General features: G+C 58.6%; 17 protein-coding genes and 1 pseudogene. 13 read left to right on the top strand and 5 right to left on the bottom strand.

The genetic code is table 11. From position 1 onward, the window contains the following. A pseudogene (locus tag BKN05_RS09175) lies at positions 1–1,101 on the bottom strand (IS256 family transposase); the annotation flags it as partial. Positions 1,102–1,233: 132 nt separating this feature from the next. Between BKN05_RS09175 and BKN05_RS09170 the strand changes: the two are divergent. Genes BKN05_RS09170 through BKN05_RS09160 form a run of 3 tightly spaced genes read left to right on the top strand, consistent with a single transcriptional unit; the run spans position 1,234 to position 2,262 of the window. Then, complete coding sequence (locus tag BKN05_RS09170; RefSeq protein ID WP_239234729.1) at positions 1,234–1,434, top strand: hypothetical protein; 201 nt, start codon at positions 1,234–1,236, stop codon at positions 1,432–1,434. Positions 1,435–1,470: 36 nt separating this feature from the next. Continuing rightward, entirely contained in the window at positions 1,471–1,707 is a 237-nt protein-coding gene (locus BKN05_RS09165) for an alkaline phosphatase (RefSeq protein WP_239661089.1), read from the top strand. 39 nt (positions 1,708–1,746) lie between these two features. Beyond that, entirely contained in the window at positions 1,747–2,262 is a 516-nt protein-coding gene (locus tag BKN05_RS09160) for a hypothetical protein (protein WP_239661088.1), read from the top strand. Positions 2,263–2,334: 72 nt separating this feature from the next. On the opposite strand, the gene BKN05_RS09155 is transcribed toward BKN05_RS09160, so the two are convergent. Together BKN05_RS09155 and BKN05_RS09150 are read right to left on the bottom strand one after the other, a co-directional pair. Beyond that, positions 2,335–4,725: a glycogen/starch/alpha-glucan phosphorylase gene (locus BKN05_RS09155; RefSeq protein ID WP_286688489.1), complete on the bottom strand. Its 2,391-nt coding sequence runs from the start codon at positions 4,723–4,725 to the stop codon at positions 2,335–2,337. A gap of 96 nt (positions 4,726–4,821) precedes the next feature. Next, complete coding sequence (locus BKN05_RS09150) at positions 4,822–6,027, bottom strand: amidohydrolase (RefSeq protein ID WP_286688488.1); 1,206 nt, start codon at positions 6,025–6,027, stop codon at positions 4,822–4,824. A gap of 36 nt (positions 6,028–6,063) precedes the next feature. Here BKN05_RS09150 and BKN05_RS09145 point away from each other — a divergent pair, with 36 nt between their 5' ends. Beyond that, the gene (locus BKN05_RS09145; RefSeq protein ID WP_049378311.1) at positions 6,064–6,462 is read left to right on the top strand and encodes a hypothetical protein; all 399 of its coding nucleotides are present in this window, start codon (positions 6,064–6,066) and stop codon (positions 6,460–6,462) included. On the opposite strand, the gene BKN05_RS09140 is transcribed toward BKN05_RS09145, so the two are convergent. After that, on the bottom strand, positions 6,459–7,541 hold the full coding sequence (locus BKN05_RS09140) for a glycerate kinase family protein (RefSeq protein ID WP_286688487.1): 1,083 nt from the start codon (positions 7,539–7,541) through the stop codon (positions 6,459–6,461). The genes BKN05_RS09145 and BKN05_RS09140 overlap by 4 nt on opposite strands. A 198-nt stretch (positions 7,542–7,739) precedes the next feature. On the opposite strand from BKN05_RS09140, the gene gdhA reads away from it, so the two are divergent. Beyond that, positions 7,740–9,086, top strand: a complete 1,347-nt coding sequence (gdhA, locus tag BKN05_RS09135) for an NADP-specific glutamate dehydrogenase (protein WP_049378309.1) — start codon at positions 7,740–7,742, stop codon at positions 9,084–9,086. 201 nt (positions 9,087–9,287) lie between these two features. Further along, positions 9,288–10,046 carry a DivIVA domain-containing protein gene (locus tag BKN05_RS09130; protein ID WP_049378308.1) on the top strand — a complete coding sequence of 253 codons (759 nt, stop codon included), beginning with the start codon at positions 9,288–9,290 and terminating at the stop codon, positions 10,044–10,046. Positions 10,047–10,238: 192 nt separating this feature from the next. Here the strand turns inward: BKN05_RS09130 and BKN05_RS09125 are convergent, their stop codons facing one another. Further along, entirely contained in the window at positions 10,239–10,886 is a 648-nt protein-coding gene (locus tag BKN05_RS09125; RefSeq protein ID WP_049378307.1) for a hypothetical protein, read from the bottom strand. Between the two features lie 149 nt (positions 10,887–11,035). Here BKN05_RS09125 and BKN05_RS09120 point away from each other — a divergent pair, with 149 nt between their 5' ends. The 7 genes from BKN05_RS09120 to ftsY all read left to right on the top strand — a co-directional run bounded on the left by BKN05_RS09120 (position 11,036) and on the right by ftsY (position 20,647). Then, a complete protein-coding gene (locus BKN05_RS09120) occupies positions 11,036–11,581 on the top strand; it encodes a YceD family protein (protein ID WP_049378306.1) in 546 nt (181 codons plus the stop codon). Continuing rightward, positions 11,578–12,348 carry a ribonuclease III gene (gene rnc / locus BKN05_RS09115; protein WP_049378305.1) on the top strand — a complete coding sequence of 257 codons (771 nt, stop codon included), beginning with the start codon at positions 11,578–11,580 and terminating at the stop codon, positions 12,346–12,348. Before BKN05_RS09120 ends, rnc begins: the two co-directional genes overlap by 4 nt. 2 nt (positions 12,349–12,350) lie before the next feature. Then, entirely contained in the window at positions 12,351–13,166 is an 816-nt protein-coding gene (gene mutM / locus BKN05_RS09110; RefSeq protein WP_049378304.1) for a bifunctional DNA-formamidopyrimidine glycosylase/DNA-(apurinic or apyrimidinic site) lyase, read from the top strand. Positions 13,167–13,219: 53 nt separating this feature from the next. Then, the gene (locus BKN05_RS09105; protein WP_049378303.1) at positions 13,220–14,719 is read left to right on the top strand and encodes an alanine/glycine:cation symporter family protein; all 1,500 of its coding nucleotides are present in this window, start codon (positions 13,220–13,222) and stop codon (positions 14,717–14,719) included. Positions 14,720–14,735: 16 nt separating this feature from the next. After that, positions 14,736–15,020: an acylphosphatase gene (locus tag BKN05_RS09100; protein WP_049378302.1), complete on the top strand. Its 285-nt coding sequence runs from the start codon at positions 14,736–14,738 to the stop codon at positions 15,018–15,020. A 78-nt stretch (positions 15,021–15,098) separates the two neighbouring features. Beyond that, positions 15,099–18,620 carry a chromosome segregation protein SMC gene (gene smc, locus BKN05_RS09095; RefSeq protein ID WP_049378301.1) on the top strand — a complete coding sequence of 1,174 codons (3,522 nt, stop codon included), beginning with the start codon at positions 15,099–15,101 and terminating at the stop codon, positions 18,618–18,620. Positions 18,621–18,709: 89 nt separating this feature from the next. Then, positions 18,710–20,647 carry a signal recognition particle-docking protein FtsY gene (gene ftsY, locus BKN05_RS09090; protein WP_286688486.1) on the top strand — a complete coding sequence of 646 codons (1,938 nt, stop codon included), beginning with the start codon at positions 18,710–18,712 and terminating at the stop codon, positions 20,645–20,647. The last annotated feature ends 240 nt before the right edge of the window (positions 20,648–20,887 follow it).

Here is a 20,887-nt window from a genome sequence, read left to right as displayed (position 1 = left end):
GTTAAAAGATTCAATGGAGTTCGTCGTATAGATCACCTTCCTAGCTGCTGGTGGGAACTGCAGAAACGGGACAAACCGCGCCCACGCGTCCTGCCAGACATTGACTGAGCGTGGATACTTTTCTGCCAATTCAGAGGCTTCAAGTTCGTCTAAAGCAGCCTGAGCTGTGGGCTCGTCTCTAGCGGTTTAATCTTTTTCAACGCGGCCGATACACCCCGACGATCCCCGTTGGCTACCCATCGGTTAGCTGCGCGAATCAGGTGCACGATAAAGGTTTGGGCCATAGAGTTTGGCTAGGTTGCCTCGACTGCTTCTGGTAGGCCTTTCAGCCCGTCACAGCAGACGATAAAGACGTCTTTGACACCACGATTGGAAAGATTGGCGCATACCTGCGCCCAAAATGAAGCGCCTTCTTCCTTGGCGATCCACAATCCTAAAATGTGTTTGATACCGTCTAGGTCTACACCGATTGCCACGTACGCGGACTTACTGACTTCCCAGCCGCCGTCGCGGACTTTAATGCGCCGCGCATCCAGAAACTCCACGGGGGTAAAACTCATCTAACTGGCGGTTTTGCCAGACCATGACCTCATCGAGGACGGCGTCAGTAACCGCAGAAATCGTCTCATGGGAAATATCAACACGCATCGCCGTTGCCATATGGTGCTGGATGTCCCTAATTGTCATCCCACCGGCGTACAAGCTAACGGTCATGTCATCGACATCGGTCAATCTCCTCGAGCCTTTAGGGACCATAGTCAGCAAGAATGTGCCAGCCCTATCCCTCGGCACATCAACGGTAACTGGCCCGTAGTTAGAATCCACGGTCTTTGGATACGACCCGTTGCGGTGATTGTCTGTTCTAGCTGCAGCTTTAGCGCTCCTGTCGCCAGACTCGTAGCCCAGGTGGGCATCCATTTCAGCGTTGAGTCCCCTGGTAATCGAGGCTTGCAACATGCCGCGAACCAGGTCGTTGGCATCCGTTGTAGACGTGCCTAGGTCATCAATCAGCTTCGCGATTTCAGGGTTAGCAAGAAGCTTCTTTTCAATCGCATCAATCTTGGCCTTATCAGCCGGATCTCGTCTCGCCACAGTAGTCATTCTGGTCCATCTCCTCATGCAGGTTAGGTACCCACACACAAACCATCAGACACTCTCTATTCCGAAGCCACTCCGGCGGCGTGGGCCGCGCACAACAAGGACCGCGATAAGCTGCAGGACATTAGCCGTGAGATGCTCGGCAGCGCCCTCGACTTGGTCATGGCCGCTGGCCACCCGTTCTACGATAATGACCACCAGAAGGTCGATACTCCTGACTATAGCTTCATGTACGAGGACGACTACGCCAAGCTTTCCGGAGGCGAGACCGACTGGAATTACTTCGAGTCCAACGATGACTTCAAGAAGATGGCGCAAGGTGACGTCAAGCCGTAGAAGAAGTATTGGGGTATCGCGCAGGTAGGTTCCACGTTGCAGAACTCCCGCTCGGGCGAGGCAAAGGCTCCGTACTCTGACCCGCTTAACGACGTCGTCGATCTCCCCACCATGACGACTGGCGCCCTCAATGCGCTGGGACAGGACGAGGATGGCTTTTCCATCATGATTGAGGGCGGTGCCATCGACTGGGCCGGCCACGGAAATAACCCAGTGCGCGATATCGAGGAGACTCAGGACTTTAATAAGTCGGTTGATGCTGCCATCAAGTAGGTAGAGGAGAACTCCTCGTGGGAGGACACTTTGCTCGTCGTGACCGCGGATCACGAAACCGGTTATCTATCCGGTGCGAATGAGGCAGCGACGGACGACAACCCTGATGCGGAAGACCGCTTTAACGCCATGGAAGGCGAAAAGGGCAAGGTCGCTCGGCACGGTTGGTACTCCGGGCAGCACACCAACCAATTGGTGCCATTCTTCTTCAAGGGCGCCGGCTCCGAGGACATCATGGCCCGTATCTCTGGGACCGATTTGGTCCGCGGTGACTACATTGACAACACCCTGGTAGCCAACTTGACCTTTGATGAGTGGTGGAACGATGGCACCGGCCAAGCAGACGACCCAGAGCAGCCAGAAGACGCTGCCAACCCGTCCGATGACGCCGGCAAGGAAGGCAGCAGCAAGGGCTTTGCCGCAGGTCTAGCTACAGGCCTAGGAATCTTGGGCGCTGTCGTTGGCGGACTCGGTTTCCTAGCCACGCAGATGGGTGTGCTCAATATTGACCTAAAGCCCATCTATGAGCAGCTAAAGCGCGTCGGCCTGCGCTAAACAAACGGAAGTAGGCCTAACGCCACGTTAAAGTCCTGCCCTCAGCTGCAGAAGCGGAGGGCAGGACTTTTCTTAGCTCTGGGAAATCGGAGTTGGTTGGATCTTCCAGACCTCGTTGGCATAGTCCGCGATGGTCCGGTCGGAAGAAAAGCGGCCAGAGTAGCAAATATTGAGCCACGCCTTCTTGGCCCAGGCAAGTTGGTCTGCCTCGTATTCGGCAGCCATGCGGTCACGGGTTTCGCGGTAGTCGGCAAAGTCGCCTAAGACGTAGTACTGGTCTTGTGCGTGTTCGCCGTAGCCGTCGAGAAGCGAGGCACGCAGATCGCTGAAGAGCCCGGCATTTTCGGAGCCCAAGGTGCCGTCGACAAGCGCATCCAGTACGCGGGCCAAGCCTGGCAAGCTCTGGTAAAGCTCGCCCGGGTTGTACTCGGCGCGCAGCTGCGGCAGCTCCTCATTGCGGGCGCCGAAGATATAAGCGTTGTCCTCGCCGACCGCCTCGACGATTTCCACGTTTGCTCCATCCATGGTGCCCAAGGTCAGCGCGCCGTTCATCATGAACTTCATATTGGACGTGCCGGAGGCTTCCTTGCCAGCCACAGAAATCTGCTCGGAGATATCAGCGGCCGGGATGATGTGTTCGGCGGGGGAGACGTTGTAATTCTCTACGAAGACGACGCGGATGATGTCCTTGGTGGCTGGGTCGTTATTGACCAGATCCGCGATGGTGTTGATGAGCTTGATAATCGCCTTGGCGCGGTCGTAGCCCGGCGCGGCCTTGGCACCAAAAATGAAAGTGCGCTTCGGCACGGTTTCGCCTTCGTCCTTGATGCGGAAGTAGAGGTCGAGGACGTAGAGGGCGTTCATCAGTTGGCGCTTGTACTCGTGCAGGCGCTTAATCTGCACGTCAAAGATGGAATCAGGGTCGACTTCAGCGCCTTGGTGGTCGTTGACCCACTGCGCAAAGTCGCGCTTATTGGCCCGCTTGATGGCAATGAGCTCTCGCAGTAGGTCAGTATCGTCGGCCTTATCGGCGAGTTTGGCCAGCTGGGTGAGGTCAGTAACCCACGCATCGGAACCAGCCTGCTGGGTGAGCAGCTCTGCTAGGCGGGGGTTGCACATCTTCAGCCAGCGGCGCGGGGTGACGCCATTGGTCTTATTGTTGAATTTTTCTGGCCACAGCTCATGCCATTCGGACAGCGTATCGGCCTTGATGATCTCGGTATGCAGGGCGGCGACACCGTTAATGGAGTAGGCGGCGTAGCAGGCGATCCAGGCCATGTGCACGTGCCCGTTGGATACCGGCGCCATGTAGTCAATGCGGCCCTGATCTAGGCCGCGGTTGGCCATATCTTCGCGGAAGCGGCGGTCGATTTCCTCCACCAACTGCCAGATGCGCCAAAACAGCTTTTGGAAGATGGACACTTCCCAGCTCTCCAGGGCCTCTGCGAGCACGGTGTGGTTGGTGTAGGCAAAGGTCTCGGTGACGATCTTCCACGCCGCATCCCAGCTCAGACCATGGTCATCGAGCAATATGCGCAAGAGCTCTGGGATGGCGAGCACTGGGTGGGTGTCATTGAGCTGGATGGAGTTGTACTGCGCAAAACCGGTGAGGTCCTCGCCGTGCTGGGCAATGTAGTTATCCACCATGGTCTGCAGGGATGCGGAGACAAAGAAGTATTGTTGGCGAACGCGCAGTACCTTGCCCTCATAGGTGGTGTCGTTGGGGTAGAGCACGCGGCAGATATCCATGACGCGTTCGCGATCGACAATGGCCTCCGTAAAGCGCTGGGAGTTGAAGGCGTCGTAATCGAATTCAGCGATGGGCTCGGACTTCCACAGGCGTAGCGTGCCTACGTTATCGGTTCCGTAGCCGGTGATAGGCATGTCATAGGGAATGGCGCGCACGTCCATGTCATCGAAGTGGACATGGCGTTGCTCGGAGGCGCGGCGGATGATGAAGTCATAGCCGTTTTCCATCCATGCATCAGGCTGTTCCTTCTGGAAGCCATTCTCAAAGGACTGGCGGAACAGGCCGTAGCGGTAGAGCAGGCCATAACCGGTGACGGGGTAGTCCTGGGTGACAGCGGAATCGAGGAAGCAGGCGGCGAGGCGGCCGAGGCCACCGTTGCCGAGTGCGGCATCGTGTTCGGCTTCGAGGACATCGCTCAGCTCGTGATCGGCAGCGGTGGCCGCTGCCTTGGCATCGTCGACCAAGCCCAAGTTGGTGAGGTTATTGAGCAGCGCGCGGCCCTGCAGGAACTCCGCGGAGAAGTAGTGCTGCTGGCGGGTGGCAGCGTAGGCGGAACGGGTGCGCTCCCAATTATCGGCGATCTGCTCCATGACGGCGCCGGATAGACCCGACCAGAACTTGCGGTAGGAAGCGCTGTGCGGGCTCACACCGGAGGCCGCACGAACATGGGAGGGAACGGTGGATTCGAAAACAGAGTGCCGTGGCTGGCTCATGTGAAACCTTAAGTTAGTGGGAAGTCACGAAACGCCTGCCAGCTTAATAGGATTGGCGCAGCCGTGCAGGGAGGTAGGGAAAGGCGCGCCGGGTACCTAGGGCTTTGCCAAGTAGGTCAATGCCGCACCATATGCTGCCCGGGTGGAGGCATAGACGGTCGGGGCGTAGTCCGGCAGGAAGGTCGCCTGGTGGTTGACAGGCGGATCCTCTAACTCATTTTCCGGGGTACAGCCGATGTGCCAGAAGACATAAGGTACGCCCCATGCTTGTGGTAGATAGCAAAAGTCCTCAGAGGCGGTAGAAGGGGCGGCGATGACCGAATCGGGGCCGAAGGCGGCATCGAAAACCTCGGCCACTGGTGCGTGGGCCGTGGCGTCGTTATCGGTGACCTCGCCGTGAGCGTAGTACTCAAAGGTCGGGTCTTGCTCGCTTCCGGACGCCACACACTCGGCCTTGACCATGCGCTCGAGGGAGGCATAGACCTTTTCCGCGAGTGCGGGATCGTAATAGCGCGTATTGAGCACGAGCTCGGCGGATTCGGGAATGATGTTGTTTTTATCGCCGGAGTGTAGCTCGCCTACAGAGATGACAAAAAACTCGTGTGGGGCAACTTCGCGGCCCACGATAGCTTGGAGGCGGGTGACGATCATGGCCGCGATATACGTGGGGTCGATGGAGTTATGGGGCATGGAAGCGTGGGCCGATTTTCCAAAAACGCGAATGCGCAGGGAATCGCAGCCGGCCATGATGGGGCCTGCGGTGTGGCGCACAGTACCGGCGCGGCCGGGCATGATGTGTTGTCCTAGGCAAATATCGGGACGAGGCACACGCTCGATGAGGTTATCGGCCAACATGTCCTTAGCCCCCACGGAGGATTCTTCGGCCGGTTGGAAAAGGGCGAGGAAGGTGCCGGACCAGGAGCTCCGAGAGGCATCGAGAAGCGCGCAGGCACCCAGCAGCGCCGTGGTGTGCATATCGTGCCCGCAGGCGTGCATCTTTCCATTAGTGGCGGAATAGGACACGCCGGTGGCTTCCTCGACAGGCAACCCATCGAAGTCTGCGCGCAGCAAAGCAGTGGGCCCATCGCCGTTGCGGAAGATAGCGACCATGCCAAAGCCGCCGATGTTTTCTACTACCTCGCAGTCAAAATCGGCGAGCTTGGCGCGGATGCGACCGGCGGTGCGCTCCTCTTCATGCGAAAGCTCGGGGTGGCGGTGCAGGTCTTCGTAAAAGTCCTGCTGCCACCCCAGATCGGCTTCCTGGGAAGTGGCGAGCTGGGCGATGCGGGCAGAATCAGACATGGTTTCACACCTTAGGGATTGGGTAGGGTTGGCGCTATGCCGGTTATTCAATTTGATGTTTTGGTTCCCAACGCGCAAGCAGAGCGCGTCGCGGAAATCTTTACCACCGCCACCGACAAGCTGGTGGAGAGCGGTTCACTTTCCTCAGCTGACGTTACCCGCCCAGAGGCACCGCAGTTTCCAGAGGGGTTGGAGGAGCAGCTGCGGCAAAATTATCGCGACGAGCATGAGGACCGCGACCTTGAGGACGCGAGCGTGCACCGCTACGACATTGCGGTGGCGGGCGTGAGTGGCTCGGTCAACCAGCTGGGCATGGTGCTCTCGCGCCTTCTCACCCCGCATGCAGTGCTGCCCAAGGACCACGTATTGCTTGAAGACGAGCTGGCACATGAGCGGCCCGCTATCTTCCCGTGGTCACTGTCCATTCGGCCTTAGAGCTGCTTGACGATGTCCCCGGCGGCCGCCGCTAGCTGCTGGGCCAACGAGCCTTCTTGGCTAAGGGGAGCGCAGTAGGCGTCGGTGTCGTGTTCGAAGGAGCCGGCGATAATGCCCACGGGAGTTCCGGCTTGTCGGGCGAGATCCGTGATGGTTCCGACTGCCTTGCCGGTCAGAGACTGTTCATCAAAGCGGCCCTCGCCGGTAATGACGAGATCGGCAGCGGCGATCTTTTCCGGAAGGCCCAGTGCTGCGGCCACGTGCGTGCCGCCGGATAGGACGCGCACGTGTTCGTCTGAGCCCCAGAGGGTGCGCGAGAGCCAGGACAAGCCAATGGGAAGGCCACCCGCGGCGCCATAATATTCGGAGTCTGCATCGGTGTCGGTAACCTCGCATGCTTGGAGCATGGCGCCGGCCAGCAGCGCTACTTCTTCGCCTTTAGCTCCCTTTTGGGGGCCGTACATGGTTGCCGCCTGCACTGGGGTAGCGCGGGTATCTGCCAGCAGTGTGAAGTCGAGCATGCCGGCCTTGATATTGAGCTGCGCGGTATCGATGTGGTCCAGCTGAACGAGAGGAGCGCCGCCCTTGGGCAGGGCATAGCCGCGGGCGTCGTGCGCGGCGGCGCCGAATGCGGTGAGGACGCCCATCCCGGCGTCAATGCTGGCGGTGCCGCCTAGTCCCAGCACGATCGAGGTAGCGCCTCGTGTTTCTGCGTCCGCGATCAGCACGCCGGTGCCATAGGAATCGGCGTGGAGCGGATCAAGGCTGCCCTGCACGGCGGGCAGCCCGGTGGCAGAGGCGACGTCAATGAACGCAGTGGTTCCGGCAAGAACATAGCTTGCCTGAGTCAAGCGGCCAATGGCGTCGGTAGTGGGCAGGGTAATGGTCTCGGCGGATTGTCCGCCGGCCGCTGCTGCCTGCGCAAGGACGGTAGCGGTGCCCTCGCCGCCATCGGCCATAGGCAGGGTGGTCACCGTGGCGTCGGGAAGCGCCTGGCGTACTCCCATAGCAATGCTGGCTGCGGCCTCGGGCGCGGAGGCGGTGCCTTTAAACGAGTCTGGGGCGACAACAATATGCATGCCGTGATTATAAAGCCCGCCCACGATGGGACACTGCGTGGCTTAAGATTCGAACGGACTACAGAAAATATCTATGTTTATTGTCGCTGGTAAAAGGGATTATGTATCTACCTAAACCCTCGAACCTGCTTGCATTATCGGTAGTGTGATAGGAAACTGGTATCTGTTCTTACAAGTCCACAGAATGGAATGCACACCATGTCAGTAGATAGCCAAATCTCTGAGTACTACGACAAATTGCTCAAGCGCAATGCGGGAGAACCAGAATTCCACCAAGCGGTTTCTGAGGTCCTGGATTCGCTGAAAATTGTCCTGGAAAAAGACCCGCAGTACGCGGACTACGGCTTGGTGGAGCGCCTGTGCGAGCCTGAGCGCCAGCTCATCTTCCGCGTGCCATGGATCGACGATAATGGCGAAATCCAGGTCAACCGCGGCTTCCGCGTTCAGTTCAACTCCGCGCTCGGCCCCTACAAGGGAGGTCTCCGATTCCACCCCTCGGTCAACCTGGGCATCATCAAGTTCCTCGGCTTTGAGCAGATCTTCAAAAACTCCCTTACCGGCCTGCCCATCGGCGGCGGCAAGGGCGGTTCTGACTTTGACCCCAAGGGCAAGTCCGAGGTAGAGGTCATGCGCTTTTGTCAGTCCTTTATGACGGAGCTGCACCGCCACATTGGCGAATACCGCGACGTGCCAGCCGGTGACATCGGCGTCGGCGGCCGCGAAGTCGGGTTCCTCTTTGGCCAGTACCGCCGCCTGACCACGCAGCACGAATCTGGCGTCCTTACCGGCAAGGGATTGACCTGGGGTGGTTCCCTGGTTCGTACCGAGGCCACGGGCTTTGGCACGGTCTACCTCACCAATGAGATGATGAAGACGCACGGCGAGTCTTTCGACGGCGCCAAGGTTATCGTCTCCGGTTCTGGCAATGTGGCCATCTACGCCGCAGCTAAGGCCCAAGAGCTCGGAGCCACCGTAGTTGCGATGTCTGATTCTTCCGGCTACATCACCACCCCTAATGGCGTGGACATTGAACTGCTCAAGGACGTCAAAGAAACCCGCCGTGAACGTATTTCCACCTATGCCGAAGAAGCTGGAAACGGCGTGGAATTCCACCAGGGAGGAAATATCTGGGAAGTACAGGCAGACGTGGCTTTGCCGTGCGCAACGCAAAATGAGCTCGATGGTGAATCCGCAAAGAAGCTCGTCGACGGCGGCGTTCGCTACGTAGCCGAAGGCGCCAATATGCCGTCTACCCCAGAGGCGGTCCATGTCTTCCAGGAATCTAAGATCAACTTCGCGCCGGGCAAGGCTGCCAACGCTGGTGGCGTTGCTACCTCTGCGCTAGAAATGCAGCAAAACGCATCCCGTGACTCCTGGTCCTTTGAATACACCGATGATCGCCTCCATTCGATCATGTCCAATATCTTTAAAAACATCGATAGCACGGCTAAAGAATATGACCGTGAAGGCGATTACGTCGCCGGTGCAAATATTGCTGGCTTCAAGAAGGTAGCGGACGCCATGCTGGCACAGGGCGTCATTTAGTAGCTCGCTTTTACTTTTAAGCTCCCCCTCTGCGCTGCCTTTGTATAGAGGAGAAGGGGAGCTTGTGGCTTTTTAGAAGCGCCATTAATTCCGTGCGCGGGCCGATAGTTGGAGATGATCGGCTCTGGAAGTGAAATCTGCAGTATACACTCGGTGCGTGGCCTCCACGTCTGGCACGTGAGGGCATGTAAAATTCGCAGCATGTACCGTGTCTTTGAGTCCCTAGATGAACTAGTCCAGCACTTGGAAGAGGCCCATAGCCTCCCCATGACCTCTAATTGCATGGTTCCGCGCCATGAAATGCTCGCGCTTCTCGACGATCTCCGAAACGCCCTGCCCGTTGAAATTGATGACGCGCAGGATGTCTTGGATAAGCAGGATGAAATCCTGCACGGCGCCGAAGAGCGTGCGGACCAGACCATCAATGACGCTAATGCGCAGGCCGATGACATCGTGGGCCATGCTCGCGAGGAGGCGGATGCTACGGTCTCCCACGCAGAACAGCATGCCGCCAAGCTAGTGGCTGATGCTGAAGCTCGCGCTCAGTCCATGGTGGAACAGGCCCGCGCGGAGGCTGACCGCACCATTGCTCAGGCCAATGATGAATATGAACGTTCCGTTGCAGAAGGTCGTGCTGAGCAAGAGCGTATGGTTTCGGAATCGGAAGTTGTCCGCCGCGCTGATGAGGAAGCACACCGCATTGTGGAGTCCGCCCACACCGAGTCCAACCGTCTGCGCAGTGAATGTGATGAGTTTGTAGACGGCAAGCTAAGTGAATTTGAAACCACCCTCAATGGGCTGCTGCGCACCGTAAGCTCTGACCGCTCTGCACTGCGCGGCGGTGCCGGCGTCCGTTCCCGCGGCGGCGACTACCAGCCCTCGGGTCGTGCCGGTGGCGTTGCGGGAGGCCCCCGTTACGCAGAAGGCGAGGCATACGAGCGTCGCTATAACGAGCGCTAAACCTTTAAATTCTTTCTGCCCTTTAAGCTTCATTTCCTGGATGGAACTGGGCTCTGGAGCTTGAGGGGTGAGGGATGGTTTGGTCCCTTATATCAGGCACGGCTAAAGGCTCTGGTGGGTGGGCAGACGGTTTGTCGTACACCGTCTGCCCACCCACCAGAGCCTTAATGTTTTCCTACCAGCGCGGGTAGTTCAGGAGGTTGTGCGGGAGCGCGGCAGTGTGGTGGGCACTGCAGTATTTGCTGCATGGGGAGTAGCTGTTAACGGCGTGTGTGTGGACGTGGCGCTGCCTTCTTCCCTCGAGGTGAGATGCGCAGGCGCGGCGGATTGGACGGCCATACATGCTGCAATGATTGTGGTCACTAAGCCGGGGAAAAGGAATGCAACGAGTGCGGTAAAGAAATAGGAAGACAGTGACGTCAAAGAACTATCCCTAAAGTTTTGCGGAAAGCACACGGCGCACATACTCACTAACGCACCTGTGGCAACTAGCATCGTGCCTACAGAAATAAGCGCGGTAGGAATGGTCTCCCGTGAGAACCAAGTAATGGCGCCTGCGCTTAGGGAAAAGATGAGTGCGCCGGTAAGCACCGAAAGGTCCATGCCAGTGGGCAATACCAGGATGGTGCCAGCTACCAAACCGGCAACGATGCTGCAGATGAGTGCAGTAAAAAGGCGAATCCCACGAGCGCCATAGATTCCTGAACGGTCCGGCTGTGGAGTGGCGTGCACGAGCGTGCCGGCAATGGTTAATACCGCGGCAGGAAGGCAACTAAACATGGCGAATCCGAGTGCGATGCTGCGTGGATCCGGGGAAGCTAGCGCCAAGTGGTAAGTCATGTCTCCACACTAAAGACGGCTTTGGCTTGGGAAAGGCTATTCCGGAAAGGCATAGGCCCTTTTACTTTAAACGACAGACTCTTGACAGAAAGTTTGCCTGTGTTGGCCGCTAGGCGGAGTTTGCGGGGCAAGGTAGACTACCTAGTGTTATGACATCACCATTGAAGTTCGATGTGGGCGAATTATTGAACGCCCAAGGCGCTGACGCACTGCCGGAGCAACGTACCCAGACCGGCCCCGCACCTGAGAGGATCGGCGTCGAGATGATCGCCATTCCGAAGGGCGAGGAGCTCACTGTAGACGCCACCTTGACCCCTCTAGGTGCAGGTGTCTTGGTGGATGCCAACGTATCTGGACGGCTGACAGGGGAATGCTCCCGGTGCTTGAAGGAACTGCACCCAGAGCTGGACTTGCACGTCACGCAGGTTTTTGCTGCCGATGAATCTTTCGTCTCTGGCGATGACCCTGCAGCCGATGATGAAGGCTCCGGAGATGAGATTCCGGAGATCGAGGATGATGAGTTGGACCTTTTGCAGGCCGTGATCGATGAGGCAGGCCTCAACCTTCCCTTCGCGCCGGTGTGTGAGGACGGCTGTGAGATTGACACGCCTGAAGGGGTGACCACCGGTATTTCTGGTGAAGAAGAGGAAGATAAGGTCGATCCCCGCTGGGCTGGTTTGGAGAAGTTCCTATGAGCCGCAAAAAGAAGCTAACCGGGGAAGAGGCACTGGCAGCTGAATTTGCTGCAGTAGACCACAGCCCATTGTTGGAATCGCTCGGCGTGGAATTGCAGCCAGAACACCTGCGTTTGGCGCTTACTCACCGGTCGTTTGCCAATGAGAATGGGCATTTGCCTAATAACGAGCGCTTGGAGTTTTTGGGCGATGCGGTGCTGGGCCTGTCGGTGGCCTCTCAGCTCTACATCACTTATCCCTCTCGTCCTGAATCGGATATTTCTAAGATGCGTGCTTCGATCGTCTCGCGCTACGGACTATCGGATATTGCTCGTGAGATAAACCTCGGCCCGCACATATTGTTGGGTAAGGGCGAGCAATCCACTGGTGGCCGCGATAAGGATTCCATCCTTGCTGATACCACCGAGGCAATCTTTGGCGCTATCTACCGCGAGCATGGATTCGAAACTGCGCGAGATGTCATCCTGCGCTTGTTTGCGGAAAAAATCGAAAATGCCACTGTCAGCGGCCGCCACTTGGATTGGAAGACCACTTTGCAGGAGCTGTGCGCCGAGCTTAAGGCACCGATGCCGGTCTACTCGGCTACCTCCACCGGCCCAGAACATGACCAAACCTTTAACGCGGTAGCTACCGTAGCTGGTCTAACCGTGGGCAATGGAGTGGGACACAATAAGAAGCTGGCCGAGCAGCAAGCGGCTCAGGAGGCGTGCCAGACTTTGCGTGAGACTCCTCTCTTGGTACAGGGCACTGCGCATAAAGAAGGCTAAGCATGCCGGAACTGCCGGAAGTCGAGTCCGTCCGCCGGGGTCTTGAGCCCCACGTGGTGGGGCGGACTTTTGAGTCTGTGCACGTCCTTCACCCGCGTGCCAACCGTGGCCAAGATGAGCCACTTTCCGGTCTTCTTGTCGGTAAAGAGATCGCCGCTGTGGCCCGGCGAGGCAAGTTTATGTGGCTGGAATTTGTGGGCGAAGATTTCATGGATTCCCACCGCGACGTCCTTTTTGTCCACTTAGGCATGTCGGGCCAGGTTCGAATCGGCACGACCGATTCGCCGCATCTGCGCATTAGTGCTCAGCTAAGCGGTGGGGTAGAGCTTAGCTTTGTAGACCAGCGCACCTTTGGCTATTGGCTCTATGCACCGTGGGCGAAGATCTCGCACATTGGCATTGACCCGTTGGAACCAGACTTTGACATTGTGGCTACCGCACGGCGCCTGCGGGCAAAGAAAACTGCAGTAAAGACCGCACTATTGGATCAAACCTTGGCTTCTGGAATCGGCAATATCTATGCCGATGAATCCCTGTGGGCGGCACAGATTCCGCCCCGCAAAAGGGCATCGACGTTGCGGCAAAAGGATGCCATAGCCCTGCTCGAAGCGGCCCAAGAGGTTATGGCCGCCGCCCTAAAAGTGGGTGGCACGAGCTTCGATTCCTTGTACGTTAATGTGAACGGCGAATCGGGATACTTCTCGCGGTCCTTGGCCGCGTATGGGCGGGCTGGCCAGCCCTGTCAGCGTTGCGGAACGCCCTTGGAGCGCTGCGTAATTTCAGGGCGTTCCACCCATTTCTGCCCCCATTGCCAATAAGTTATGGCGCATGAGGTTCACGTTGTGAACCTCAAGGCAGTAAATTATTCTGCATGGATTTTCTTGAAAATGTCGTAACGACATTTAATGACGGCGTCTGGTCGTGGATTCTGCCCTGGCTGCTCATCGCTGCGGGCCTATTCTTCGGCATCCGTACCGCTTTGGTGCAGGTGCGCATGGTGCCAGATATGTTCCGCGCCGTTGTCGAGCGACCCAAGGGGGAAGGTCGCGATGAGGATGAGGACTACGGCGGCATCTCTGCTTTCAAGGCCTTCACTATCTCGGCCGCCTCCCGCGTCGGCACCGGTAACGTAGCCGGCGTGGCCGTGGCCATTTCCGTGGGCGGTCCAGGTGCTGTCTTTTGGATGTGGCTCATCGCCATCCTTGGTGGTGCAACTGCATTCATCGAATCCACGCTGGCGCAGCTGTGGAAGGTGCGCGATGGTGATGGTTACCGTGGCGGCCCAGCGTACTACATGAAGCGGGGTTTGGGCTGGGGCCCGCTTGGCGTTCTTTTCTCCATCGCTATTGCCTTTACCTTTGGTTTGGTCTACAACGCCTTCCAGACCAACGCCATCGCGGATGCGGTGTCCTTCTCTTTTGACCGCGATGACACCATGTTCCGCGCCATCATCGGTGTTGGTATCGCCGTGGTTGCAGGCCTCATCATCTTTGGCGGTGTTAACCGCATTGCCAATATCACCCAGATCATCGTGCCTTTTATGGCGGTGGCCTACCTGCTTGTCGGCGGTTTTGTAGTCATCACGAACTTTGACAAGGTGCCGGGAATGATTGGAGATATTGTCGGTCACGCACTGGGCATTAAGGAAATCGCGGGCGCCGGTCTCGGTGCGGCCATGATGAAGGGTATTCAGCGCGGACTGTTTTCCAACGAAGCTGGCGAGGGCTCTGCTCCGAATGCAGCGGCTACCGCGGCAGTCTCGCACCCGGTCAAGCAGGGCCTGGTGCAAACCCTTGGCGTGTACTTCGACACCTTGGTGGTGTGTACCATCACCGCCTTCGTCATCTTGCTGGGGCCGGAGATTGCCTACGGCGCTGAGGCAGAAGGCGTCTCCTTGACTCAGGCGGCTTTGTCTTCTGAGGTGGGCGAGTGGGGCATCCACTTCGTCAGCTTCATCCTTTTCTTCCTGGCTTTCTCCTCCATCCTGGGCAATTATTACTTGGCGGAATCTAACCTGGAGTACCTCACCCAGAGCAAGCTTGCGCTGGTAATCTTCCGCCTCGTTGTGCTTTTCTTTGTCTGGTTCGGCGCAGTGGGCTCCCTGCCGCTGGTCTTTGCCTTGGCAGATACCGGTGCGGCAACCATGGTGATTCTCAATATCATCGCCATCGTGCCACTATCCGGTGTGGCGATTAAGTTGCTCAAGAATTACAACAAGCAGCGCAGCCACGGCATTGACCCGGTATTCCACCGCGATATGATGCCGGAGCTGAAGGGCGTAGAGTGCTGGGACGGATCGGATCCTGTCACTCGCCGCAGCGAGGAGGATCGCCGCGTGTTGCGTGATAAGGGACACCACGACCGCTATTAGAAATTAGGGAGGCCGCATGGCACTGGAAAGAATGACCGCTTTTGTCCATGGGCACGTTCAAGGCGTGGGCTTTCGGTGGTGGACGCGCTCCCGTGCCCTTGAGCTCGGCTTGAACGGGCATGCCACTAATCTGGCCGATGGCCGGGTGCAGGTGGTAGCTGAAGGTCCGCGGGAGAAATGCGAGGAATTGCTGGGACTCCTCAATGAGCAGCCGAGTACGACCCGCCGCCCGGGAACGGTGGATCTGGTCGTCGAACAATGGGCTGCCCCTAAGGGCGAATCTGGCTTCATCGAACGCTAACTCGCAGCACAAGCCCGCCCGACCGAATCTCGAGGCTCGGCTGGGCGGCTGCGTTCAAGGCTTGCTAAACTTACCCAAATGCACCTGAAATCGCTGACGCTGAAAGGCTTCAAATCATTCGCGTCGGCGACGTCTCTGAAATTCGAGCCAGGAATTTGCGCCGTCGTCGGACCGAATGGCTCCGGCAAGTCCAATGTGGTCGACGCCCTGGCCTGGGTTATGGGTGAGGGAAGCGCCAAGACGCTGCGCGGTGGAAAGATGCAGGACGTCATCTTTGCCGGCGCTGGTGACCGCAAAGCGCTGGGGCGCGCCGAGGTCACCCTCACCATTGATAATGCGGACGGTGCGCTGCCAATCGAATACTCGGAAGTGTCGGTCACCCGCCGGATGTTCCGCGATGGCGCCAGCGAATACGAAATCAATGGCTCCAAAGCGCGCCTGATGGATATTCAGGAGCTGCTCTCTGATTCCGGTATCGGCCGCGAGATGCACATTATCGTCGGCCAAGGCAAGCTTTCTGAGATCCTAGAATCGCGGCCTGAGGATCGGCGCTCGTATATCGAAGAGGCTGCGGGTGTGCTCAAGCACCGCCGCCGCAAGGAAAAAGCGCAGCGCAAGCTCACCGGCATGCAGGCCAATTTGGATCGCCTGCAGGACCTTACTGATGAGTTGGGCAAGCAGCTCAAGCCTTTGGCCCGTCAGGCTGAGGCCGCGCAGCGCGCTGCCACTGTACAGGCTGATTTGCGCGACGCTCGCCTGCGGCTTGCCGGCGATAGGGTAGTGCGCCTGCGCAGCAAGTTTCAGGAGGCCGAGCGCGCGGCCGAGGTCCTAGCCGAGCAAGTAGAAGAAGTTACTGCGCAGCTAGAAGAGGCAACGGGTTCCCAGCTAGAAGTGGAAGCCCAGCTGGAGGAGGTTAACCCCAAGGCGGATTCCGCCCAAAAGCTGTGGTTCGACCTATCCACGCTTTCCGAGCGCATTTCCGCCACCCAGCGCATCGCGGAGGAACGAGCGGCCAATGCCGGCGCCCAGGTGGCCTATTCTGGGCAGGATCCGGATGACCTAGAGGCCCGTGCTGCCCGCGCGGACGAAGAGCATGCGGAGCTTCTCGCCGCGGCGGAGGAAGCTGCGGAGCGCTTGGAGGCCATCCGCGAGGAGGTAGCAGAGCGTCGTGAGGCATTCGAGGCCGCTGAGCGCGAGCACATGGCGCAGCTGCGTGCTATTGCGGATAGGCGTGAGGGCGTCGTCCGCCTCATCGCCGCAGAAGAAAAGGCGGCAGGCCAGGTAACTTCGACAGAAGAGGAGCTGGCGCGTCAAGAGGAGACCTTGACTTCTACCAAGCAGCGCACCCAAGCTGCCCAGGCGGAAGCCGATGAGGTAGCGGATAAGTTGCAGTCTTTGGCCGGTGAGCGTGAGCCGCTCGAGGAAGCCCATGTGCGAGCGGCCAGTGAATCGGGTGCGGCCGATAAGCGTTTGGAGCAGCTACGCGATGAGCAGCGCGAGCGCGAGCGCGCCGTCTACACGTTGCGCTCCCGCATCGATACCTTGGCTCAAACTGCGCCGGAAAAGATTGAGGTCGGCGAGCATTTCCAACCGTTGGCCGAGTTCATTACCACCAAGTACGAGACCGCGGTAGCTGCCGCGTTGGGTGCTTTTGCAGAGGCCCAGGCGGGCGAGATTTCTGCCCAGCTGATTGCGGACTTGGAAAAGGGCACGCGCTCTGCGCTTATCGACGTCTCCGTGGCCGCCCCTTCCTCTTCCTGGCGCGTGGATGCGTCTTTGCCCGCAGGCACCTCGTGGTTGCTCGACCACATTGCGGTGGTTCCAGAGGTATCCGCCGCGCTGCACCGCCTCCTTGCGGATGTCGTGCTCGTCTCCGATGTCGCGGAGGCGAGAAAGCTGGTGGCCGAGGACCCGCGCTTGCGTGCGGTCACCGAATCCGGCGTGGTGCTGGGTGAAGGTTGGGTAGAAGTAGGCACCGGTGCCTCATCCACCGTCGAGGTTTCCGCCCGCATCGCGGAGGCAGAGGAGCAGTTGGAATCTGCCACGCAGGAGCTGGAAGAACTATCGGGCACGCTTGAGGGCGCGAAGATCGCGGCGGAGGATGCCCGAGTGACTGCAGCCTCGGCAAAGGCCGCCTTGCGCGAGCACGATACTGAAGTTGATGCGTGGAAGCGCGATCACCAGCGCCTGCTCAAGCAATACGAGGCCAATAAGAATGAGCACGAGAAGGCCGCGGCGCGCGCGACCGAGATCGAGGTCAAGCTGACCGAGGCCCGCACGCAGCTTGCCGACGCCCGCGATAGGCTCGCCCGCGTCGATGCGGACGAACAACCCGACGAACCTTCTTCGGTGGAGCGCGATGAGGCCTCCGCAGCATTAGAGCAGGTCAAGTCCATGGAAATGGAGGCGCAGGTTGCAGCCCGCTCTGCCCAAGACCACGTGGGGCAGGTAGCGGGGAAGGGAGAGGCGTTGCGTCGCCAAGCGCAGCATGAACGCCAAGCCAAGGCCCGCCATGAGCAAGCAATGGCGCGGCGCAAGGCCCAGGGAGAATTGGCCGGTGCGGTAGCCAAGCATTCCCGCGATTTGGCTGCCCGCGCTACGCAGCTCCTCGAGCGCGCGACCTCTGAGCGCGATGATTACTTTGCACAGCGCACCTCCCTAAACTCGCAGCTGCAGCAGGTTAAGCAACACGTCTCGGCCGCGCGGCAGCAGCTGGACCGGCTGACCAACCGCGCCCATGACTCGGAAATTGCTCGCTCCCAGGCGCAGGTGCGTGTGGACGAAGCCGAAGCCAAGATTGTGGAACAGCTGGGCATTGCGATTTCAGATCTCTTGCAGGACTACACTCCAGGCGAAGATTTCGACCGCGGGGCGGAAAACGCGCGCTTGAAGCAAGCAGAAAAAGACCTCAATTCCCTAGGCAAGGTCAATCCGCTCGCGCTGGAAGAATACAAGGCTTTGGAGGAGCGCTATTCCTTCCTCTCTACTCAGTTGGAGGATGTCATCCAAGCCCGCAAGGATCTGGCGGGCGTTATCGAAGATGTAGACGCGCAGATTTTGCAACTGTTTACCGATGCGTGGCACGACGTCGAAGCAGAATTTCCTAAGGTTTTTCAGACCCTTTTCCCCGGTGGCGAGGGGCGGCTTATCCTCACAGAGCCGGAGGACATGCTCACCACTGGCATCGAGGTGGAAGCGCGCCCACCGGGCAAGAAAGTCAAGCGCCTGTCCTTGCTATCTGGTGGCGAGAAGTCGCTTACTGCGCTAGCGATGCTGGTAGCCATCTTCCGCGCCCGCCCCAGCCCGTTCTATGTCATGGACGAGGTTGAGGCAGCGCTTGATGACGTCAACCTGCGCCGCCTCATTGCTCTCTTTGAGGAGCTGCGGAAAGACTCGCAGCTAATCGTCATTACGCACCAAAAGCCGACGATGGATGTCGCCAACGTCCTTTATGGCGTAACCATGCGCGGCGATGGTGTTACTCGCGTGATTTCGCAGCGCATGAATCCCGCAGGCAGCGCCCCTGGAACGGAGCAAGCCAGCGAGGATGCCACTCGCTTGGGCGTAGATGCTCCCCGTGGTGACGAGGCGGGGAAGTAACCTGGGCTCGTCGACTTCCCGCAGAATTCCTTCCGCTATAGGAGGGGGTTTGGCGTGCCGCGAGCCGAGAAGACTGGCACTATAGAGGCATGAATTCTTTATGGTTATGGATCGGCATTGCGATCGTCGTCATCGTGCTGATTATTCTTTTCGTAGTAATCGGCAAAAAGCGCGGCGATGCCAAAAAGGTGTCCTTTGATAAGCCTGCTGAGGAAGAACCGAAGCAGCTGACCCAGGAGCAAAAGTCCGGCAACTATCAAGCCAAGTCCGGCTTTAACTTTGCTCCTGCTGGCGGCGCTAAGGAAGCGCAGAAAGCCCCGGTTCAGGCGGACAAGTCAGCTCAAGCGCAGCAGGCAGCGAAGACAGAGCCGAATGCTACAGACATCGCCAACGAGCAGCTCAGCGGCAAGACCTCACAGTCTAAGGAAAAGCCGCAGGCACAGGCTAAGCCACAGTCTGCTCAGCCCACGACTGATGCCGCTGCAAACAAGCCCGTGGCCGACAAGCCTATGGCAGACAAGTCTGTGGCAGAGGAGCCAGAAACCGAACCGGCACCTCAGCAGGGGAAGCCGGCGAAGACCGACAAGCCGGCAGAGCCTACTAAGCAGGCCCAGGCCCAAGCGCCAGCGGAGGAGAAGAAGCAAGCGGCAGAATCTTCCGCTGATAAGACAGAAAAACCACAGTCCAAGGGAACTGGCGCTGCGGCCGCGGCGACGACTGCTGGCGCGGCAGGCGTAGCGGGTGCGGCAGCTGGGGCGTCGGAAAGCGAAGAATCGCACGCGGACCGTGCCCCGAAAGCGGCTGGACAGCCAGAAGCTGCACCCAAGCCGGAAGAGCCGACAGCTGCCGAAAAGGCAAAAGAGCCGGAAGACGTTGTCTCCGTGGAAAATGCCGAGGTAGAAGAGGAGTCCCCAGTCTTCGACGAGGTTGTTGAAGACAATGATGCGGAAGACATCGAGGAGCGGGTGGACGACCGAGAGGAAGCCCAAGAAGCCGCAGCTGCTGCCGAGGCACAAACCGGTGCAGCCGAAGCCGCCAAGGAACAGACCGAAGTTCCAACAGGCGAACCTGCCCCAGCACCAGCTCCGCAGGATGATATCGCACCCGCCGGTGGGCGTCTTGGCCGTTTGCGCGGGCGCCTTTCGCGCTCGCAAAATGCCATCGGCCAAGGGCTCATGGGAATTTTGTCCGCAGGCGATTTGGATGAAGAAGCCTGGGAGGAAGTCGAAGATACGCTCATCATGGCGGATTTGGGCACCAAGTCCACGATGAAGGTGACTGACTCCCTGCGCGAGAAGATTGCAGAGCGCGGCGTTTCCAGCGAGGATGAAGCCCGTGCCATGCTGCGCGAATGCCTGATTGAAGCAGGCCACCCAGAGATGGATCGCTCCATTAAGGCCATGCCGAATGAGGGCAAGCCAGCAATCGTAATGGTCGTCGGTGTCAATGGCACCGGCAAGACCACAACCACCGGCAAGCTTGCTCGCGTGCTAGTAGCCATGGGCCATAAGGTCCTTTTGGGCGCGGCCGACACTTTCCGAGCTGCGGCCGCTGATCAGCTTGAGACGTGGGGCCGCAGAGTTGGCGCCGATACCGTGCGCGGCAAGGAAGGCGCTGACCCAGCATCGGTAGCCTTCGATGCGGTAGCAACCGGCGTGGAACAGCAAGTAGATGTGGTCTTGGTCGACACCGCAGGCCGGCTCCATACCTCCACGGACTTGATGGACCAGCTAGGCAAGGTCAAGCGCGTGGTAGAAAAGAAGACTGATGTGGACGAGGTCCTGCTGGTATTGGATGCCACGGTGGGGCAGAATGGCCTTACGCAGGCACGAATCTTCCGCGAGGTAGTAGATATCACCGGTGTGGTTCTCACCAAGCTGGACGGCACCGCTAAGGGCGGAATCGTCTTCCAGGTACAAGAAGAATTGGGTGTTCCAGTCAAGCTTGTAGGCTTGGGCGAAGGCGCCGATGATCTCGCGCCATTCGAAGTTGAAGGCTTCGTCGACGCTCTGTTGGGCGAGAAGTAGCAGCCAACTTTCAACTCCCCCTGCATATCGGGTGTCACGTACGTGCGCGACGGTGTGCTGGGGGAGTCCTTTGTTTTCATGGGCAAGTTATAGCGTGCAACAATCTCGCGAATTCTTTTCGCTCTCATCTCGCTGTCGGTTCGCAGACTATGTAAAAAGTCCTATGCAATTGGCGCGGGAATAAGTCCTGCTGAACGCCTGTGAACTCTCTGCCTGCGAGCGTAATTGTGGCGGTTGTGC

This window comes from Corynebacterium sp. S5S1 (genome assembly GCF_001913985.1).
Lineage (GTDB): Bacteria > Actinomycetota > Actinomycetes > Mycobacteriales > Mycobacteriaceae > Corynebacterium > Corynebacterium marquesiae.
Note: the sequence above shows the minus strand (reverse complement) of the source record. Positions and strands in the feature narration are given on the sequence as shown.

What these genes read in the sequence shown, in the direction of transcription:
- BKN05_RS09155 (WP_286688489.1), bottom strand. Translation starts at nt 4,725, where the DNA reads ATGAGCCAGCCACGGCACTCTGTTTTCGAATCCACCGTTCCCTCCCAT.
- BKN05_RS09150 (WP_286688488.1), bottom strand. Translation starts at nt 6,027, where the DNA reads ATGTCTGATTCTGCCCGCATCGCCCAGCTCGCCACTTCCCAGGAAGCC.
- gdhA (WP_049378309.1), top strand. Translation starts at nt 7,740, where the DNA reads ATGTCAGTAGATAGCCAAATCTCTGAGTACTACGACAAATTGCTCAAG.
- ftsY (WP_286688486.1), top strand. Translation starts at nt 18,710, where the DNA reads ATGAATTCTTTATGGTTATGGATCGGCATTGCGATCGTCGTCATCGTG.
- BKN05_RS09170 (WP_239234729.1), top strand. Translation starts at nt 1,234, where the DNA reads ATGCTCGGCAGCGCCCTCGACTTGGTCATGGCCGCTGGCCACCCGTTC.
- BKN05_RS09125 (WP_049378307.1), bottom strand. Translation starts at nt 10,886, where the DNA reads ATGACTTACCACTTGGCGCTAGCTTCCCCGGATCCACGCAGCATCGCA.
- BKN05_RS09100 (WP_049378302.1), top strand. Translation starts at nt 14,736, where the DNA reads ATGGCACTGGAAAGAATGACCGCTTTTGTCCATGGGCACGTTCAAGGC.
- smc (WP_049378301.1), top strand. Translation starts at nt 15,099, where the DNA reads ATGCACCTGAAATCGCTGACGCTGAAAGGCTTCAAATCATTCGCGTCG.
- BKN05_RS09145 (WP_049378311.1), top strand. Translation starts at nt 6,064, where the DNA reads ATGCCGGTTATTCAATTTGATGTTTTGGTTCCCAACGCGCAAGCAGAG.
- BKN05_RS09130 (WP_049378308.1), top strand. Translation starts at nt 9,288, where the DNA reads ATGTACCGTGTCTTTGAGTCCCTAGATGAACTAGTCCAGCACTTGGAA.
- mutM (WP_049378304.1), top strand. Translation starts at nt 12,351, where the DNA reads ATGCCGGAACTGCCGGAAGTCGAGTCCGTCCGCCGGGGTCTTGAGCCC.
- rnc (WP_049378305.1), top strand. Translation starts at nt 11,578, where the DNA reads ATGAGCCGCAAAAAGAAGCTAACCGGGGAAGAGGCACTGGCAGCTGAA.
- BKN05_RS09105 (WP_049378303.1), top strand. Translation starts at nt 13,220, where the DNA reads ATGGATTTTCTTGAAAATGTCGTAACGACATTTAATGACGGCGTCTGG.
- BKN05_RS09120 (WP_049378306.1), top strand. Translation starts at nt 11,036, where the DNA reads ATGACATCACCATTGAAGTTCGATGTGGGCGAATTATTGAACGCCCAA.
- BKN05_RS09140 (WP_286688487.1), bottom strand. Translation starts at nt 7,541, where the DNA reads ATGCATATTGTTGTCGCCCCAGACTCGTTTAAAGGCACCGCCTCCGCG.